The sequence below is a fragment of the Pyramidobacter sp. C12-8 genome, from assembly GCF_002007215.1.
In the GTDB taxonomy this organism is placed as follows: domain Bacteria; phylum Synergistota; class Synergistia; order Synergistales; family Dethiosulfovibrionaceae; genus Pyramidobacter.
Window position 1 is genome coordinate 1 of record NZ_MUHX01000038.1, and the last position, 17,806, is coordinate 17,806.

The following is a 17,806-nucleotide window of genomic DNA, read 5'->3' on the forward strand; positions in this document are numbered from 1 at the left end:
CCGGCTGAGGGAGAGGACGTTTATGTGAAGCCGGAAGGAAAAGTCGATTTGGATTTTCTCTTTGCGCGTCGCGAATCTCGCAGGACGGATCACGGCGGCATGATCTCCTACGGAGGTCGTCGGTACGTTCCGGCGGCGGACGATTGCCTCGGGATGGCCAAAACGACGGTTGAGGTGCGTGAAACGTCGACCGGGCGGATCTGGGGTGTTTCCAAGGGCAGACGGATCGAGATGAAGGAGGTTGAAAGTCAAAAACGAGTCGACTCCGATGAGGCATCGGCAAAGAAACGGAAAAGCGGGCTTGTGAAAGCGCACAAGCCCGCTCCGGACCACCCATGGCGGCGTGGCGTCGTCAAAAGGCAGGGATATCATAGCACATGTCGGGATAAATGTACGTTCGCGTAGACGTTGTTATGGCGGCACGATGGGGAGTTCTTTCGAGATGTCTTGCTGTGATGGGAGTGTGAGGGGGTGACTTTTTCAATGAGCAGTTATGGTGACATTTTTATTGGCTATTGACATGAGGCAATTCGGCGGATCAATCGTCGTCGCTGTGACGCCGCCGGTTTCTTCCCGCGCCGCCGTCGGAGGACGAAATGCCGGGCAGCTGCACCTTGCCCAGCGCGGCGACGGGCAGTTCCACCCACCCCCAGGGCGTGACGACGAGAAAGCGCAGCGATATGCCGTGTTCCGCCATGGCCTTGATGTGGTCGCTGTATTCGAGCACGTCGAAGGGGATCCAGCAGTCGGAGACGACCCACATGCGGCGGCATTCCTCGCGCGAAAAGATCAGGCTGTAATCGACGGCGAGGCGCATGGCGTCGGTGAGATCGACTTCGCCGAGATAGAGCACCACGGCTTCGGGGCGCGGCGCCGGCGGCGTTATGGCGGGCAGCAGGGCGGCCTGCGATTCGAGCCACGAGAGTTCGTCGAAGAACATGTCGGGATCCTCGCGGATCGCTTCCCAGTAGGGCAGATCCAGCCCGTCCAGGCGGAACGATTTGGTCAGCCAGCCTTTGACCTGGTTGAGCAGCCTGACGATGTGCGACGGATAGTCGGGATTGAGCATGCTGCGCATCAACGAGCTGACAGTCAGCGGCGTCGGCGCGTCGGAAAAATCTTTGTCCATTTTATACCTCCACAGAGCGTGAACTTTTCGACTGAAATAAGCATATCACAAAAAATCGACTTTGTTCTCATGACGTGAAATGTATGGGATAATAAGTCACGAGGAAATCTATGCCCCGAGGAGGAAAAACATGGAACCTGTGCGTCTGCGCGCGGAAAAATGCGTTTTTGTGATGATCGATCTGCAGGAAAAATTAGTGCCGGCGATGAGCGGGATCGAGCCGGTCTTGTACGAGGCGGAGCGGCTGCTGAAGTCGGCGGCGGTATTGAAAATCCCCGTGCTGGCGACCGAGCAGTATCCCAAGGGACTGGGAGCGACGGTGCCGCCGCTGCGCGGGCTGCTCGGTCCCGCGGCGGTGATGGACAAAACCAGCTTCTCCTGCTTCGGCGCGGACGGTTTTGCGGCGGCGCTGGCGCGCTGCGGGCGGAGGTCGGCCGTCGTCTTCGGGATCGAGAGCCATATCTGCGTTTTTTCCACGGCCATGGAGCTGAAAGAACGCGGCTGCGCCGTCGCCGTCGTCGAGGAGGCGTGCGCGAGCCGCAACCGCAGACATCACGAGCTGGCGATGCGCAACCTGCTGGCGGCGGGCGTCGCCGTGCTGCCGGTGGAAACGGTCGTCTATCAGCTTCTGGGCCGGGCAGGGACGCCGGAGTTCAAGGCGTTGCTGCCGCTGTTCAAATAAGGCCGATGACGCCCTGCTGGGCGGCCGCCCTGTGCGGAGCCGCCGCCGGAGCCTTCGTGTGCGCGCTCGCGCGCCGGACGGCGGACGATGAAAGGAAGATCCTTGCCGGCCGGCGCGCCTTCGCCGGCTGCGCCGTTCTGACGGCCGTTTCCTGGGCTCTGCTCGTTTCGGGATGGCCGCTGCGCCGCGACTGGCCGCTGGCCGCGGCGGCGCTGTGCTTCGCCGAGTTTCACGCGCTGACCGACCTGAGCGACGGCTACGTTTACGATCGGGCCGTCGCCGCTTCTCTGGCGGCGGCGCTGGCGCTGCGGCTGCCTTACGGCCTTCTGCCCGGAGCGAAGGAAATTCTTCTGGGCATGGCGGCCGGGGCCGCGCCGCTGGCGCTGATCGTCCTGGTCACGCGCGGCGGCATGGGCTGGGGCGACGTGTTCCTGATGGCGGGGCTGGGCGCGCTGCTGGGCTGGAAGCTGACGGCGCTGACTCTGTACGGCGGCATCGTCTTGGGCGGCGTCGCCGCCCTGTTCCTGTTGCTTGCGAAGCGCGTCGGGCGAAAAGACGCGCTGCCGCTGGCGCCGTTTTTGCTGATCGGCCTCCTTTTCGCGCTCTGGGCGGCGCCGCGGATCGGCCCGCGGCTGGGGACGGCGATCCGTTTTTTCGAAGAGGAGCCGGCCGCTTCCGCCCGCCTTGTCCGGGGAGAGAATCCGCCTTGAGCTTTGGCGTTTTTCTGCTATCATAGGCGAAGCGAAGTTCCGCGATCATTTAAAGGGGGATATGAAAATGAATCTTACAGTGATCGATCATCTCGGCGTCGCCGTGCCCAGCATCGACGAAGCGCTCGCGTTCTGGCAGGACACGCTGGGCGTCACGTGCCACGGCGTGGAGGAGGTCGCCGACCAGAAGGTGAAGACGGCGTTCCTTCCCATCAAGGACACCGAAGTTGAGCTCCTCGAGCCGACCAGCGACGACAGCCCGGTGGCCAAGTTCATGGAGAAAAACGGCGGCCGCGGCGGCCTGCATCACGTGGCGATCCGCGTCGAGAATCTCGAAGCGGCTTTGGCCGAACTGAAGGAAAAAGGCGTTCGCCTGATCGACGAAAAGCCCCGCCGCGGCGCGGGCGGCGCGATGATCGCCTTTCTGCATCCCAAATCGACCGGCGGCGTGCTGCTCGAGCTCTGCGAACGCCGATAAACCGAGCTTGGGAATCGGACGCGCAAAGCGGCACGACTTTTTTAAGTCGTGCCGCTCTGCGTCATGGAACGTGCGAACGTAAGGAGAAGATGCGCATATGGCCCGCTTTACCGCTTCGGAACCGTTTTGGAACCTGTTTCCCCAGGCCGAGATCGGCATCGTCGTCGCCCGCGGCCTGGAAAACCACGCCGACAGGGTGAAAGACCGCTCCGCCATCGCCGCAGACCTTGAGAGCGCGCTGAACGAGTCGAGAAAATACCTCACTGGCGAAACGCTCAGCCAGTGTCCCGTCGTGGCGGTCTGGCGCGACGCCTTCAAGCTCTTCAAAACGAAAAAAGGCGCGCGCAGCTCGATCGAAGCGCTGCTGAAGCGGGTGGAAAAAGGCAAGGGTCTCGGCAGCGTCAACCCGCTGGTGGACATCTACAACGCCGTGTCGCTCACCTGGGGCTTCCCCGTCGGCGGCGAAGATCTCGACGCCTTCCGGGGAGACCTGCGCCTCGACGTCAGCGCCGGCGGCGATCCCTTCCTGGCGCTTGGCGACGAGACGGAAGAGCCGACGTTGCCCGGCGAAGTCTGCTACCGCGACGACGCCGGCGCCGTATGCCGCTGCTGGAACTGGCGCGACGGCCAGCGCACCATGCTGACCGAAGACACGGTCAACGCCTTTCTGGTCATCGAATCCGTCGCTCCGGAACGCCGCGAGGATCTGCGCCACGCGCTGGAAACGCTGGCGGAAAAAACGCGGCGCCGTCTTGGCGGAACGTGCCGCGTTGCCGTCGCCGACCGCGAAAACCGCTCCGCCAGCCTTGAATAAAGCGCGAAAGCTCCTCGAGCCGCGATGTTCCACGTGGAACAATCAAAGCGGCCGGAAGCCGATGAAATCAAGATCATCGGCTTCCGGCCGCTTTTTGTATGGGGCGCGCCGCGGCTCGAAAGGATTCCTGCCGGAAAAAACTCTTTCGTCCCGCTCGTCGAGCGCCGCGGCACGGGACAGGCCGAGCCTTACGGCTGCTCGTCGCGCTGCCGGCGCATCCGTTTGAAATTCCGCTGCGCGCGGCGCCGGGCGCGGTCTTTGGCCGCGTCATCCAGTTGCGGCGCGACGAAATCCAGCCCTTGCTGCGCGTCCTCGTTGCCGCAGAGTTTCGACAGTTCGAACCAGAAGCAGGCTTCCTCGAAATCGACGGGGAATCCCTCGCCGTTGGCGTACATCACGCCGAGATTGACCTGCGCGCGGCTGTTGCCCGTCAGCGCCGCGCGCTCGAACCAGGTCTTCGCCTCCTGAAAGTTCTGCGCCGTGCCGTCGCCCGTTTTGTTCAACCAGGCCACGTTGTACCATGCCGTGACGTCGCCGAGCTCCGCCGCTTTCTTGAAATATTCGAAGGCCAGCGCGTGATCGGCCGCGACGTGTTTGCCCGTGTAATACAGAACGCCCAGACGGAAGAGCGCGTTGTGCTCCCCCCGTTCGGCGGCGGCCTTGTACCATTGCAGCGCCTTCGCCGGCGATTTTTTGACGCCTTCGCCGTTTTCGCAGCGCCAGGCCAGGATATTCATGGCCTCCGAGCTGCCGTTTCGGGCCGCCTTTTTGTACCATTGCACGGCCCGCTTTGCGTCTTTCTTCACGAAGATCCCTTTTTGATAAAGCTGGGCGAGGAGCAGCTGCGCTTCGGGCAGATTCGCCCGGTCCGCCCGATTGAGAAGCTCGAAAGCCGTTCTTCTGTAAGCGGGGTTGTTCCCGTTCAGATACAGCACGGCGAGAAACTTCATCGCAAAAGCGTCGTCCTGCGCCGCGGCTTCGCTGTAAAGCGCGACGGCCCGCGCGGTGTCTTTCTCGAGCCTTTCGCCCGTTTCGTAGAGGAGCCCGAGCTCCCGCTGCGCCTGCGCATAGCCCCCGTCGGCCGCGCGGCGCAGCCAGAGCATGGGGTGGATCCCGTTCGGCGCGGCGGCCAGCCCCCAATCCTGCGCGCGGGCGAGAAGCAGCTGCGCCTGGACGCAGCCTTTGCGGGCGTATTCGTCGAGGATCGGCAGAATGGCGCCGTAGGCGTCGCCGCTCTTGGGGGAAAGCGCTTTGTGACGGTTGTAAAGCTCGGTGATCCGAGAGTAATCCTGCTGCCGGTCGGAGAGAAGAATGGCCAGGGCGTGATAGGGGACGGGGTCGGGAGAGTTCTCCCGCGTGATGCGGGAAAAAATCTCTTCCGCTTCCCGCTCCCGCCCGCCAAACCAGGCCCGCAGTCCCTGCGCCGTGCGCTTGTCCGATTTCGAAACCGCCGCCGGCGTTTCCGCTTTTTCCACCGGGGCGCCGCGCGCCGGCAGGACGAAAACGACGCTCAACAGCAACGCCGCGGCGAACTTTGTTTTTTCCATGAGATCTCCTTGAGGTTCCTTCTATAAAATTATAATAAAAAAATCGCGTGTGATGATGCAGAAATGAAAACGAAGACGCGTATACATTTCATTTTACCTCATCTGCATCTTCTGTGCTTCCGAATTTTGAGGGAGAATGAATCTTGCCTTCGCCTCTGAAGATGAGCGCGGGAAAAGCGTACGGCAAAAAGCCGCGTGAAGTTTTTTGCGGCGGCGCGGACGCGGACGGCAAACTCTTTTCTCTCGAAACTTGCGAAAGCTGGGTGCCCCCTTCCTCGAGGCGAAATGCGGCCGGTTTTCTTTGTGGATGCACTAAAAACATGAATATATTTTTAATTCTAAAGATTTTTTTGCCGTAAAGTATCTGTTGTAAATTCGTGAAAGAAAACGCATAATACCAGTATGATTTGTGAGCTTTTCACAACTTTCTGCCCAAAGTTTGTGCAAGGCTTTCAGTCATCTGCAGTTTCATTGCAGCACAATGTTGTTTTTATTAATTCTAGGGAGGCTTTCGTATATGGACCAACTAACGGCACTGGTTTCAAAAGCGAACGGTTTTATCTGGGGACTGTACTGTCTGATTCCTCTTCTCTGCGGCACAGGATTGTATTTTACGCTTCGCCTCAAGTTCGTTCAGGTTCGCAAATTTGGCCAGGCGTTCAAGCACGTGTTTGGCGGCCTGACGCTCTTCGGCGAGCGTGCCGGCAAGGAAGGCATGAGCTCGTTCCAGGCTTTGGCTACGGCCATCGCCGCCCAGGTCGGCACCGGCAATCTGGCCGGCGCGGCGACGGCCATCGCCATGGGCGGCCCCGGCGCCATCTTCTGGATGTGGATCGCCGCCTTCTTCGGCATGGGCACGATCTTCGCCGAAGCCGTTCTGGCTCAGACTTACAAGGGCAAGGACGATCTCGGCAACGTCGTCGGCGGCCCGGCGTACTACATTGCCGAAGGTCTTCACTGCCGGCCGCTGGCGATCTTCTTCTCCGTCGCGATCATCATCGCTCTCGGATTTATCGGCAACATGGTGCAGTCCAACTCCATCGCCGACGCGTTCAGCAACGCCTTCGGCACGAACCGTCTGATCGTCGGCTGCGTCGTCGGCGCCGTCTCCGCTTACGTGTTCTTCGGCGGCGTTGGCCGCATCGCTTCTCTGACCGAGAAGATCGTCCCCATCATGGCCGGCCTGTACCTCCTAGGTGGTCTCTATATCTTGGTCCGTTTCGGCGCCAAGATCCCTCACATGTTCTGGATGATCATCGACGGCGCTTTCGATCCCAAGGCCGCGACCGGCGGCCTGATCGGCGCGACGATCAAGGAAGCCGTCCGTTACGGCGTCGCCCGCGGCCTGTTTTCCAATGAGGCCGGCATGGGCTCCACGCCTCACGCCCACGCCGTCGCTAAGGTCAAGCACCCGGCGGAGCAGGGCCTTGCCGCGATCATGGGCGTTTTCATCGATACGTTCGTCGTCCTCAACATGACCGCTTTCGTCATCTTCGTCACCGGCGCTCTCGACGGCAAAACCAGCGGCATCTCGCTGACGCAGAACGCGTTCAGGATCGGACTTGGCGAATGGGGACTTCCCTTCGTGGCCATCTGCATGCTCTTCTTCGCGTTCTCGACCGTCATCGGCTGGTATTTCTTCGGCGAGCAGAACATCAAGTACCTGTTCGGCAACAAGGGGCTCACGCCGTACCGCCTCATCGTCGTCGCGTTCGTTATCCTCGGTTCCGTCCTCAAGCTCGACCTCGTCTGGGAACTTTCCGATTTCTTCAACGGCATCATGGTGTTCCCCAACTTGATCGCCCTGATCGGCCTGGCCAAGGTCGTTTCCAAAGCGCTGGACGACTTCGACAGCGACGGCAAACTGAAAGCCTGATCCCGAAGCCGGACATAAGTTAAGTTCGCACAGGGGCGCTGTTCGAGCGTCCTCAAAGAGAACGCCTGATCGTACACAAAACGGAGCGAGAGAAACGGTAATCGTTGCCTCGCTCCGTTTTTTTTGGCCGGAAGGAAAAGCGCTGCGGCCGGCGCCCTTTTTTGGTATACTCTCATCATCTCTGCAAAGGAGGTTTCTCGATGAACCCAAGCGTTTTTTACGTCGTCGTGGCCGCCCTGGTCGGGCTGTGGGGCGTGACCGTCTATAACCGGCTGGTGCGCCTCGGTTCGCGCCGGGACGAGGGCTGGAGCGGCATTTCCGTGCAGCTGAAACGCCGTCACGATCTGGTGCCCAATCTCGTCGCGTCGGCAAAAGGCCTGGCCGGCCACGAGCAAGAACTGCTGCTCAGTGTTACGCAGGCCCGCGCGGCGCAGGGAAGCGGTTCGCCCCGCGAGATCGCCGCCGCCGAAAGCTCCCTCACTGCCGCTTTGGGACGTTTCATCGCCGTCGCCGAAGCCTATCCCCAGATCAAGGCCGACCGCGCCTTCAGCGACCTCATGGGCGAGCTGAGCCGCCTCGAAGACGATCTGCAGCTGGCGCGCCGCTATTACAACGGCGCCGTGCGCGAGTACAACGTGGCCGTGCGCTCCTTCCCCTCGTCGCTGGTGGCGGCGCTGACCGGTTTCCGCCGCGCCGATTTCTTCGAACTGGGCGACGCCGGCGAAGCCCAGGCCCCGAAAGTGTCTTTCTGATACGCCGGAGCGGCGAGCGGACGGACAAAAGCGGCGGTCGTTTGAAAGAGAAAATGTAAAAACCACGGCAAAACACAAGGGACCGTGCGCTGAAAAAATGGCGCGCGGTCCCTTTTTTGAAAGAAATTTTTCAAGCGGCTGTCGGAAAATGGCGAAACTTCCTATAAACAAGCTGAACGGCGTTTTTCACGAAAAGATGTCCCGCGTGGACCGTCTTCGTGATGATCGACCGGACGATGGCCGACGAATGGCAGATCGAATGTGAGAAATCTATGGGCAATATGTTCAGAAGATACTTGTTTGCAGAGGTATTGTCTGGTATAATGGTCGAAATTAAAATTGGTTGAAGAGTAATTAGGCTTGCGTCATGTTTGAACGCATCAAATTGAACTTAAAATAGAGGTCGGTACGAATGAAAAAAAGGATTGAAACAGAAACGAATTGTGGAAGGGGGGGGGGGAGCCCCCTCGATGAAAAAAGCTCTTTGCCCGTCCTGAAAAGCGGCGCGCTGGCTGCCGTGGCGCTGGGATTGATGCTGATGAAGGCCGTGCCGGGCGCGGCGGCTCCGGCCACGAACCCTCCCGGCGAAGGGCCGGGCATCGCCATCGGTACCGGTTCGTCGGCGAACCACGCGCAGAACGCGGCGATCGGCTATAACGCCACGGCCAAAGGCGCGGGAGCGCTGGCCGTGGGCGCCAACAACGCCGCCAACGCAGGCAACGCCATCGCACTCGGCGTCAACAACGTCGCCAATGTCGCCAATTCCGTGGCCATGGGCGTGGGCAATAACGCGACAGGCGGCGACAGCATTGCCATCGGACGTCTGAATACGTCAAAAGGCGCTTCCAGTGTCGCCGTTGGCCGCGAGAATGCCACGAACGGCTCGACGACTTACGCTTTTGGGCTTAAGAATGCCGTATGGGGAAATAATTCCCATGCCTACGGTGAGAGTAACGTGATTTCAGGAACGAACTCTTATGTCCTGGGCAAAAACAACAAGGTCGGTTCCAACAACGCCTATACGATCGGTGAAGGCAACGTCAACACGGGCTTTCGCGCGACGGTCGTCGGCAACAATAGCAAAGCCGGCGGTCAGGATGCCTTCGTCGGCGGGTACAACAGCGCCGTCGGTTCCACCTCCAAAAACGCCGTCGTCATCGGACAGGGGGCGCGTGTGGGAACGAACGGCTTCAAAAAGGTCACAGTTGATCCTGTGACCGGGGCAGTGACGGCCGAATACAACGGCGAAGTCGACGCCACCGACAGCGTGGCCATCGGCAACAGCGCCAACGTGATGGCGTTGAACGGCCTCGCTCTCGGCCGCACGGCCAGCGTCACGGCGGTCGGCAAGAACGGCGTGGCGCTGGGCAGCGGCGCCAGCGCGCAGGCGGAAGACGGCGTGGCTTTGGGGGCTGCTTCCCTTGCCAACCGCGCTTCCGGCACGGCGGGCTGGGATTTCGCAACGGGGCAGGCCTCCACGGCGACCACGGCGACCTGGGTGTCTAAAAAAGGCGCGGTTTCTGTGGGTGCTAACGGAACGACCCGTCAGATTATCAACGTGGCGGCCGGTACAAACGAAACTGACGCCGTCAACGTGGCGCAGGTGAAGGGACTTGCCAAAAAACTCACCGATGACGGCGTTTCCTATTTCCATGTAAATTCAACGAACGTCGCCGAGGATCCGGTAACGAACAATAAAGGCACGGTCAGCGCCAAAGCTGGTGCGGGCGGTAAGAATTCTCTCGCCGCCGGCGTCAACGCGAAAGTGCAGAAAGACGCCGACAACGGTATCGCCATTGGATATAACACAAACGCCCGGGCCGCTAACGCTATCGTGATCGGCAACAGCGCGAACGTGACGACAGCGGGCGTTTCCGGCGTGGCATTGGGCAATAGCGCCAGCGTATCTGTCGAAAGCGGTGTCGCTCTTGGCGTAAGTTCCGTCGCCAATCGCGATTCCGGCGCGGCCGGCTGGGACTTTGCGACAGGGAAAGCCTCCACGGCAACTACGGCGACCTGGGTGTCTAAAAAAGGCGCGGTTTCTGTGGGTGCCAATGGAGCGACTCGTCAGATCATCAACGTGGCAGCCGGTACGCAGGACACCGACGCCGTCAACGTGGCGCAGTTGAAAGGCATCTCCAATGGGTACGTTCATGTAAACGGTACAAATACAGGGGGAGCTCCCATAGCCAACAATTATGGAGGATTGAGCGCTACGGCCGGCGCCGGTGGGAAATATTCCGTGGCGGTCGGGCCGAGTGCCAAAGTACAGCAGGCCGCCGATCAAGGCGTGGCCGTCGGATATAACACGAACGCTCAGGCCGCGAACACCGTCGCGATCGGTAACGGCGCGAACACGACGGCGGCGGGCGTCGCCGGCGTGGCGTTGGGGCAGGGCGCCGCGACTTCTGTGGATAGCGGCGTGGCTCTTGGCGCCGGTTCGCAGGGGAATGTGACCGCCGGAAAAGCGGGCTGGGATTTCGTGACCGGTACGGCTTCTACCGTTAATAATGCTGTATGGAAAGCAAATAAAGGCGCTGTGTCCATCGGTAACGGCAACGCCACAACCCGCCAGATCGCCGGCGTTGCCGCCGGTACGAACGACACCGACGCGGTGAACGTGGCGCAGGTGAAGGGGCTTGCCAAACAGCTTGCTGCCGACGGCGTTTCCTATTTCCATGTAAATTCAACGAATGTCACCGAGGATCCGGTAACGACCAATAAAGGCACGGTCAGCGCCAAAGCCGGCGCGGGCGGCAAGAATTCTCTGGCGGCCGGCGTCAACGCGAAAGTGCAGAAAGACGCCGAAGAAAGCACCGCCATCGGCTTCAACACGAATGTGACGAAGAAAAATGCCGTTACCGTGGGCAACCGTTCTTCCGTTTCTGCGGAAGGCGGTTCGGCCCTTGGTTACAACGCGCAGGTCCATGCCGACGGAAAGAACGGCGTGGCGGTCGGCAGCGGCAGCTACGTTCGCTTTGAAGGCGGCGCCGCTTTCGGTTCCGGCGCGAGAGCTACCGGGATCAAGGCGGTGGCGATCGGCAGCGGGGCCAATTCGGACGGAGCCGGCAGCGTGGCGATTGGCGATACGGCCAGAGTCGCATCCAACGGGCATCCGCTGACCAGTATCGCCATCGGCAGGAACGCCTATGTCCTGAACGGCACTGGCCAGCAGGAATACGAATTCAGCTTTAACAAGGCGGGCTGGAACGGCCCCAACGATCCCAAGGATCAGGCGGCGTTGGACAGATTGCCCGGCGGTATTGCTGTGGGAACGAACGCCTATGCCCGGACGGGCAGCGTCGAAATCGGTTCTCATACCATGCAGGGCCTCACTATGGGCGGAACGACGGTCGACAACACCTCGGCCAACATTATCGACATGACCACGATCGGCACCAACTCCTACAACAAAGGAATGATGGCTACGATTGTGGGCGCTTATTCCATCAATACGGGGAATTTTGACGGCAGCGGTGGTTTTAACAGTCTTCTGTACGGTTCCCAGAACATGGGGTCCACGTTGATCGGTTCCTTAAATCAGAACCGCTCCAAAGGAAAGAGCGGAGACAGCGGCGTAGCCAACAGTATCGTGGGCTTGGCCAACGTGGCGGAGAACGCCAACGGCGCTCTGATTTTCGGCGCCGGCAATAAAGTTACCAATTCTATCAAGAGCATCTCCGGTATTTCGGCCAGCAGCGGCTATGATACGGTAGACAAGATGGTGGAAAGTCTGACCGAGGCCGTGAAAACTTCGGAGGGCGGCGCGACGCTCGTCATCGGCGGCGGCAACGTGGCGAACTACACGCAGGCGTCGCAGATCATGGGTGTCAGCAACACGCTGACAGGGAAAAACAATGCAGTCAGCAAATACAATATGATCGACGGCTACAGAAACACCGCCGCCAACGTCGAACACGTGTCCCTCATCGGCTCCGAGAATACGGTCGAAAATACGAAGACGGCGCTCCTTTTGGGCGACAAGCGAAAATTGACTCAAGCGAACCACAGCATCGTTCTCGGTTCTGCCGATACGGAGAAGGAGCTGAAGGTAGCCGACGCGGTACTGATCGGACACAACGCCGACGTCCAGAAGGCGGGCGGCGTCGCTCTCGGCAGCGGCTCCGTAGTTTCGACGGATAAGAATGTAGTGGGTTATGACGTTTTGGGGACAAATCACAATTCCGACGCCACTGGCACGTGGAAATCGACCGCGGCCGCCGTTTCGGTCGGCGATACGACGGGGAACGCCAAGGTCACCCGCCAGATCGCGGGCGTCGCGGCCGGTACGGAAGACACCGATGCCGTCAACGTCGCGCAGCTGAAGGGCGTAGCCAATATGGCCAGCGCCGCGGCCAACGCGGACATGTACTTCCACGTCAATTCCGGCGCGGCGGTCGCTCCCGTCGCCACCAACAAAGGTCCCATGACGGCCACGGCGGGCGCCGGCGGTTCGAACTCGCTGGCGGCCGGCGTCAACGCCACGACAAGTAGCGGCGCCGAAAAGGCCGTCGCCGTCGGCTACGGCAGTTCTTCCGACGGCGCGGGCAGCATCGCTCTCGGCGACACGGCGAAAGTGGCGTCGAACGGCCATTCGCTGACCAGCATCGCCATCGGCAAGAACTCCTATGTCCTCAACGGTTCGGGGCAGCAGGAGTACGAGTTCAGCTTCGACAAGACCAACTGGACGACGGGCGGGAATCCCTTCAATCCGACCTATACGCCTCACGACACTTCGCGCATCGCCGGCGGCATCGCCATGGGCACGAATTCCTACGCGCGCACCGGCAGCATCCAGATCGGTTCCCATACCTACACGGGAACGATGGGCGGAACGAACGTGGCGGCTGCGACGAACGGCGAAGCCAATCTCGTCAACATGACGACCATCGGCACCAACAGCTACAACAAAGCCGTTTTCGGCACGATGGTCGGTGCCTACTCCATCGTCACCGGCGACTTCACCGGCGCCGGCGGACTCAACAGCTATCTTTACGGCTCGCAGAACTTCGGCGCGACTGTGATCGGGTCTCTGAACAGCGTGCGTTCGAAGGGGAACGGCGGGACCAGCGGCGTCGCCAACAGCATCGTCGGCATCGCCAATACAGCCGAGAACGCCAACGGCGCGCTGATCTTCGGTGCGGGGAACAACGTCAGCAATTCCAACATTTTCCCGCTGAACGTGTCTTCTGGAGCCGACACCGTGGACGAGATGGCGGACAAACTGCGCCAGACCCTCCAGGACATGGATGGCGCCGGGGCGACTTTGGCCATCGGCGGCGGCAACACGGCTGATTGGACGCGTCGGTCCCAGCTGATGGGCGTCAACAATACGCTGACCGGTACGAGCGCCAAACTGAGCGATCTCAACCTGCTCAACGGCTACAAGAACGTCGGCGAAAACGTCAGCCACATTACCGTGATCGGTTCGGAGAACACCGTCAAAAACGGCGACTTCAACATCGTTCTGGGCGACAAGCGCAGCATGGACGGCAAGAGCCACAACGTCGTCATCGGCTCGCTGGACAGCGCTGCGGCGACGGACGCTTCGAACGCCGTCATCCTGGGACATAACGCCAACGCTTCCGTCGACGGCGGCGTGGCGTTGGGCGCTTTCAGCATAGCCGACCGTCAGATGCTGTCGAACGTCTACGTGCCCGCCGGCGCCGGCGCGGCGATGGACACGCTCGTGCGCGGTACGGTAAAGGGTTCCTATGGGGCCGTTTCCGTGGGGAACGCCAACGCGACCCGGCAGATCGCCAACGTAGCCGCCGGCAGCGCCGATACCGACGCGGTGAACGTGGCCCAGCTCAAGGCGCTGGACGCCAAGATCGCCGAAACCAACACCACGGTGGATAAGGGTTTTGCCCTCTCGGCCGACGATAACGGCGTCGTCACCAAGAAACTCGGCCAAGCTGTTCACGTCGCCGGCGACGGCACGAACACCGAAACCAGGGTAGATGGCGGCAAGGTTGTCGTCGCCCTCAAGAACGAGCTGAAATTCGACGTGACGGGGACGACAAACAAGCTCACGATCAACACCGGCGGCAAGGGCACGATCAACAACCTGACCAACACGACCCTCGACGCCGGCTGGGGCGAAGGCGACAGAGCCAGACAGGCCGCCACCGAAGGACAGCTCAAGCAGGTCGCGTCGACGTCTGCCAGCGCCCTGCAGAGCTGGGACGCACAGATCGACGGCGTGAAAGTGAAGACCGTCAGCAAGACCGACAACGTCCTCAACTTCAAGGCGGGCAGCAACATCAAACTGAGCAACGACTCCGGGGCCGTCAAGGTGCGCGTCGTCGACGCGCCCACCTTCGCCGGCAAAGTCACCGCCAAAGGCTTCGACGCGACCGGCAATAAAGTCGTCAACGTCGCCAAGGGCGAAGTCAGCCAGACCAGCGCCGACGCGGTCAACGGCTCGCAGCTCTGGGGCGTCTCGTCGAGCGTCTCCAACCACTTCGGCGGCGGCTCCTCCGTCAACCCCGACGGTTCCGTCTCCGCCCCCACCTACGTCATCCAGGGCGGCAGCTACCACAACGTCGGCGACGCCTTGAGCGCCGTAGACACCCAGTTCACCAACATCTACAACAACTTCGGCAGCGTCTACAACCAGATGGGCGAACTGAGAAGCGAAATCAAGAGCACCGGAGCGCTCGGATCTGCCCTCGCCGGGTTGAAACCGATGCAGTACGACCCCGTCGAACCCAGCCAGATCATGGCCGGCTTCGGAGCGTACAGAGGCGAGTACGCGCTGGCCCTCGGCTTTGCGCACTACCTGAAAGAAGACTTCATGGTCCACGCCGGAGTGTCCGTTACCCATCACGGCGAGTCGATGGCCAACGCCGGGCTGACCTGGAAGATCGGCCGCAAGGAAGACAAGGACGCGATCCCCGAGCGCTACCGCTCCGGCCCGATCAGCAGCGTCTACGTGATGCAGAAGGAAAACGCCGAATTGCAGGCCGAAGTGGCTTCGCTGCGGCAGACCAACATGCGCCAGGCCGAGCAGATGGCCGAGATGAACGCGCGCGTGGAGAGGCTGGAGCGTCTGCTGCAGAGCGGCAGAAAAGCGAACTGACGTTCAAGGGCGAAGGGGGCGGATTGGCGGTTGAGATCCGCCCTCTTCTTTGTGGTACAATGTGATGTGGAAATTAAAATTTTTTTCTGTGTGGAGGGTTTGCGATGAGACGAGCGATGACGATTTTTCTGGCGGTACTGCTGATGGGTGCGGCGGCGGGAACGGCTCCGGCCACGGAGATCGCGGTGGTGGATGCGGAGAGGATCCTGGCCCAGTCGACTCCCGGCAAGAAGGGGCAGGAGCACCTGAACGAGGTGCAGAAAGTGCTTCAGAAGGGATACAACGACTTGGTGGCTCTGTACCGCGGCCGGGAGAACTCGCCCGAGGCGCAGGAGATCATCAGGCAGGGACAGGCTGCGCTGGAGCAGCAGATGGCGGTCGAGCGCAATGCCGTGCTGGCGGTTCTGCAGTCGGAACTGATGGCGGCAACGGAGGCGTGGCAGAAGAAAAATCCCAAGATTCAGGCGGTCGTGAGCCGTCAGCTGCTTCTTGGCGCAGTCCCCAAGCTCGACGTGACGAGCGCGGTGATGAAGGAAATGAACAAGCGCACTCCCAAGTTTGCCGCTTTGCCCACGGTGACGGTGAACAAACCGGCTCCGGCTCAGCCTGCCCAAAAGTAGAAACGATCTTTTACAGCGCTGTCTTGAAGAGCGCGTATTGAAAGTACGACGCGATCCCCGCCGCTGGATTCGGAAAAAACGAGTCCAACGGCGGGGATCGTCTTGTTTGCCGCGCTTATCGCTTCGACAAAAAGAGCCGGGACGCAGGAGACGAAAATGTCCGCTGCATCCCGGCGTTCGTTTGTGGAGCCAGAAAGCTTATTTGACGTTCAGAGGCAGGTACTGCGTGCGGCCGTATCTGCGGATCAGCAGGGGCACACGGTTTCTCTTGGTGGAACCGATGACCTTGAACAGATCGCCGGAGTTGTTCACTTCGCGGCCGCCGGCCTGGAGGATGATGTCGCCGCGGCGCAGGCCGGAGCGAGCCGCCAGGGATTTTTCTTCCACTTCGGTGACGACCAGGCCGCTGTCGCGCTCCGAGAGCTTCAGCTCTTTGCGCAGTTCCGGAGTGATCGTTGCCACGGTGAAGCCGATTTTCTCCGCCGTGCTGGCGTCGGCGACCGTGGTATCCACTTCCGCAAGCGTCAGCGAGAAGTTCATGGTCTTGCCGTTGCGGAGCACCTCGAGATTGATCTTGTCGCCGGCCATGTGCTGGCGCACCGAAGTGCTCAGCTTGACGCTGTCTTCCACCTCTTTGCCGTCGAGCTTGACGATGACGTCGCCGCGCTTCAGGCCGGCCTTTTCGGCGGGAGAGTCGGGGACCACGTCGGCGATCAGGGCGCCCTTGGTGTTCTTCAGCTCGAAAGCCGAAGCGATGTCCTCGGTGATGGGCTGCAGATAGACGCCCATCTGGCCGCGGCGGACTTTGCCGTAGGCGACGATGTCGTTCATGACCTGCTTGGCCATGTTGATGGGGATCGCGAAGCCGATTCCCTGGGCCGAGGGGATAATGGCCGTGTTGATGCCGATCACGCGGCCCTGCATGTCAAGCAGGGGGCCGCCGCTGTTGCCGGGGTTGATCGAAGCGTCGGTCTGCAGGAAACCGTCGAAATTGAAGTTCTGCAAGTGAATGCTGCGGTTGCGCGCCGAAAGGACGCCGACCGTCACGGTGGGCTCCAGCCCCAGCCCCAGCGTGTTGCCGATGGCGACCATGGTCTCGCCGACGCGGATCTTGTCGCTGTCGCCCAGCTCGAGCGTGGGAAGGTCTTTGCCGTCCACCTTGATCACGGCGATGTCGAACGTCGGATCGCGTCCGATCACCGAAGCTTCCATGGTCTTGCCGTCGAAGAACGTGACCGTGATCTTGTCGGCGCCGTCGATGACGTGGTTGTTGGTGAGGATGCGGCCGTCCTTGGAGACGACGAAGCCGCTCCCGGCCCCTTTCATGGGAACGCGGCGCGTGTACTCGCGGAACATGTCGCCGAAGAACTCCCTGAAGAAGGGGTCGTTGGGCAGCCCCTGATTCACCGTGCGCGTGACCGTACCTTCGACGTCGATATTGACGACCGCGTGACCGACCTTCTCGACCAGATCGGCCACGGGACTGCCGGCAGTCAGCGCTTCAGGCGGCAACGTCCCAGAAAAAGCGGGTATGCTGCCTGCGACCATGGCACCCAGTATAATGCCTATAAGAGATCTTTTCAGTTTTCTCAGTTCCATAAAATTTCACCTCCGCAAAGAATCGGGCAGGACGCGACGGTCCCGCCTCAACGATGCACATATTACACGAAAACGGCTGTTTGCGCATTGATGTTTTATACAAAACAGCTAAACTTGAATTTATTCTTTGCTCCTTTCAAATCAATAAAGTTTATCCAAAAGACGGCACTCGGCCGAGAGAAGAATTATTTGTTTGGGAACCGACGGGCATCGCCGCGCCGTGAAAATTTTGTGACAATGTTTCAATAACGTGGATTAATTGTGTCAGATCGGATTATAAGTTCGAGAATCTGGGAGTAAAATCGTTGAATGAGCGCGAAATGTCCCGCAATGAAATCGAAAAGTCGTCGTTCAAAAAATACAGAATGCTTTTCGTAGATATGGACATAATCGCCGGTTCGCGTTAATATACGCCGTGTTGCGCGTGGGAAAGCCGTTTTTGGAAGAGAGAGAGCGGCTGGAGAGCGTGCGACGCCGTTTCTTGACAACCGAAGAGGACGAGGAAGAGAAGCCAAGCG

Annotated in this window: 12 protein-coding genes and 1 pseudogene; 9 read left to right on the plus strand and 4 right to left on the minus strand. The window is 60.5% G+C overall.

The genetic code is table 11. From position 1 onward, the window contains the following. Positions 1-405, plus strand: a pseudogene (locus tag B0D78_RS11225) (hypothetical protein); the annotation flags it as partial. A 133-nt stretch (positions 406-538) separates the two neighbouring features. Here B0D78_RS11225 and B0D78_RS11230 read toward each other — a convergent pair. Next, positions 539-1,129, minus strand: a complete 591-nt coding sequence (locus tag B0D78_RS11230; RefSeq protein WP_078017040.1) for a hypothetical protein — start codon at positions 1,127-1,129, stop codon at positions 539-541. A 130-nt stretch (positions 1,130-1,259) separates the two neighbouring features. Between B0D78_RS11230 and B0D78_RS11235 the strand changes: the two genes are divergently transcribed. From B0D78_RS11235 to B0D78_RS11250, 4 genes are all read left to right on the plus strand, one after another. Continuing rightward, a complete protein-coding gene (locus B0D78_RS11235; protein ID WP_078017041.1) occupies positions 1,260-1,811 on the plus strand; it encodes an isochorismatase family protein in 552 nt (183 codons plus the stop codon). Positions 1,812-1,816: 5 nt separating this feature from the next. Then, on the plus strand, positions 1,817-2,521 hold the full coding sequence (locus tag B0D78_RS11240) for a prepilin peptidase (RefSeq protein ID WP_078017042.1): 705 nt from the start codon (positions 1,817-1,819) through the stop codon (positions 2,519-2,521). Positions 2,522-2,588: 67 nt separating this feature from the next. Further along, a complete protein-coding gene (gene mce, locus B0D78_RS11245) occupies positions 2,589-2,999 on the plus strand; it encodes a methylmalonyl-CoA epimerase (protein WP_078017043.1) in 411 nt (136 codons plus the stop codon). Between the two features lie 97 nt (positions 3,000-3,096). Then, a complete protein-coding gene (locus B0D78_RS11250) occupies positions 3,097-3,813 on the plus strand; it encodes a B3/B4 domain-containing protein (RefSeq protein ID WP_078017044.1) in 717 nt (238 codons plus the stop codon). Between the two features lie 188 nt (positions 3,814-4,001). On the opposite strand, the gene B0D78_RS11255 is transcribed toward B0D78_RS11250, so the two are convergent. Together B0D78_RS11255 and B0D78_RS12920 are read right to left on the minus strand one after the other, a co-directional pair. After that, positions 4,002-5,360, minus strand: coding sequence for an SEL1-like repeat protein (locus B0D78_RS11255; RefSeq protein ID WP_078017045.1), 1,359 nt, complete (start codon positions 5,358-5,360; stop codon positions 4,002-4,004). Positions 5,361-5,448: 88 nt separating this feature from the next. Continuing rightward, complete coding sequence (locus B0D78_RS12920; RefSeq protein ID WP_168170120.1) at positions 5,449-5,682, minus strand: hypothetical protein; 234 nt, start codon at positions 5,680-5,682, stop codon at positions 5,449-5,451. 195 nt (positions 5,683-5,877) lie between these two features. Here B0D78_RS12920 and B0D78_RS11260 point away from each other — a divergent pair, with 195 nt between their 5' ends. The 4 genes from B0D78_RS11260 to B0D78_RS11275 all read left to right on the plus strand — a co-directional run bounded on the left by B0D78_RS11260 (position 5,878) and on the right by B0D78_RS11275 (position 15,689). Continuing rightward, the gene (locus B0D78_RS11260; protein WP_078017046.1) at positions 5,878-7,236 is read left to right on the plus strand and encodes an alanine/glycine:cation symporter family protein; all 1,359 of its coding nucleotides are present in this window, start codon (positions 5,878-5,880) and stop codon (positions 7,234-7,236) included. A 200-nt stretch (positions 7,237-7,436) separates the two neighbouring features. Beyond that, complete coding sequence (locus tag B0D78_RS11265) at positions 7,437-7,988, plus strand: LemA family protein (RefSeq protein ID WP_078017047.1); 552 nt, start codon at positions 7,437-7,439, stop codon at positions 7,986-7,988. A 484-nt stretch (positions 7,989-8,472) separates the two neighbouring features. Then, complete coding sequence (locus B0D78_RS11270; RefSeq protein WP_168170121.1) at positions 8,473-15,069, plus strand: YadA-like family protein; 6,597 nt, start codon at positions 8,473-8,475, stop codon at positions 15,067-15,069. A gap of 104 nt (positions 15,070-15,173) precedes the next feature. Then, positions 15,174-15,689 carry an OmpH family outer membrane protein gene (locus B0D78_RS11275; RefSeq protein WP_078017049.1) on the plus strand — a complete coding sequence of 172 codons (516 nt, stop codon included), beginning with the start codon at positions 15,174-15,176 and terminating at the stop codon, positions 15,687-15,689. 198 nt (positions 15,690-15,887) lie between these two features. On the opposite strand, the gene B0D78_RS11280 is transcribed toward B0D78_RS11275, so the two are convergent. After that, a complete protein-coding gene (locus B0D78_RS11280) occupies positions 15,888-17,288 on the minus strand; it encodes a DegQ family serine endoprotease (RefSeq protein ID WP_078017050.1) in 1,401 nt (466 codons plus the stop codon). Positions 17,289-17,806: the final 518 nt, after the last annotated feature.

Excerpts from the sequence above, each read along its gene's own strand:
- B0D78_RS11260 (WP_078017046.1), top strand. The coding sequence starts at position 5,878 with ATGGACCAACTAACGGCACTGGTTTCAAAAGCGAACGGTTTTATCTGG.
- mce (WP_078017043.1), top strand. The coding sequence starts at position 2,589 with ATGAATCTTACAGTGATCGATCATCTCGGCGTCGCCGTGCCCAGCATC.
- B0D78_RS11240 (WP_078017042.1), top strand. The coding sequence starts at position 1,817 with ATGACGCCCTGCTGGGCGGCCGCCCTGTGCGGAGCCGCCGCCGGAGCC.
- B0D78_RS11265 (WP_078017047.1), top strand. The coding sequence starts at position 7,437 with ATGAACCCAAGCGTTTTTTACGTCGTCGTGGCCGCCCTGGTCGGGCTG.
- B0D78_RS11280 (WP_078017050.1), bottom strand. The coding sequence starts at position 17,288 with ATGGAACTGAGAAAACTGAAAAGATCTCTTATAGGCATTATACTGGGT.
- B0D78_RS11235 (WP_078017041.1), top strand. The coding sequence starts at position 1,260 with ATGGAACCTGTGCGTCTGCGCGCGGAAAAATGCGTTTTTGTGATGATC.
- B0D78_RS11250 (WP_078017044.1), top strand. The coding sequence starts at position 3,097 with ATGGCCCGCTTTACCGCTTCGGAACCGTTTTGGAACCTGTTTCCCCAG.
- B0D78_RS11275 (WP_078017049.1), top strand. The coding sequence starts at position 15,174 with ATGAGACGAGCGATGACGATTTTTCTGGCGGTACTGCTGATGGGTGCG.
- B0D78_RS12920 (WP_168170120.1), bottom strand. The coding sequence starts at position 5,682 with ATGTTTTTAGTGCATCCACAAAGAAAACCGGCCGCATTTCGCCTCGAG.
- B0D78_RS11230 (WP_078017040.1), bottom strand. The coding sequence starts at position 1,129 with ATGGACAAAGATTTTTCCGACGCGCCGACGCCGCTGACTGTCAGCTCG.
- B0D78_RS11255 (WP_078017045.1), bottom strand. The coding sequence starts at position 5,360 with ATGGAAAAAACAAAGTTCGCCGCGGCGTTGCTGTTGAGCGTCGTTTTC.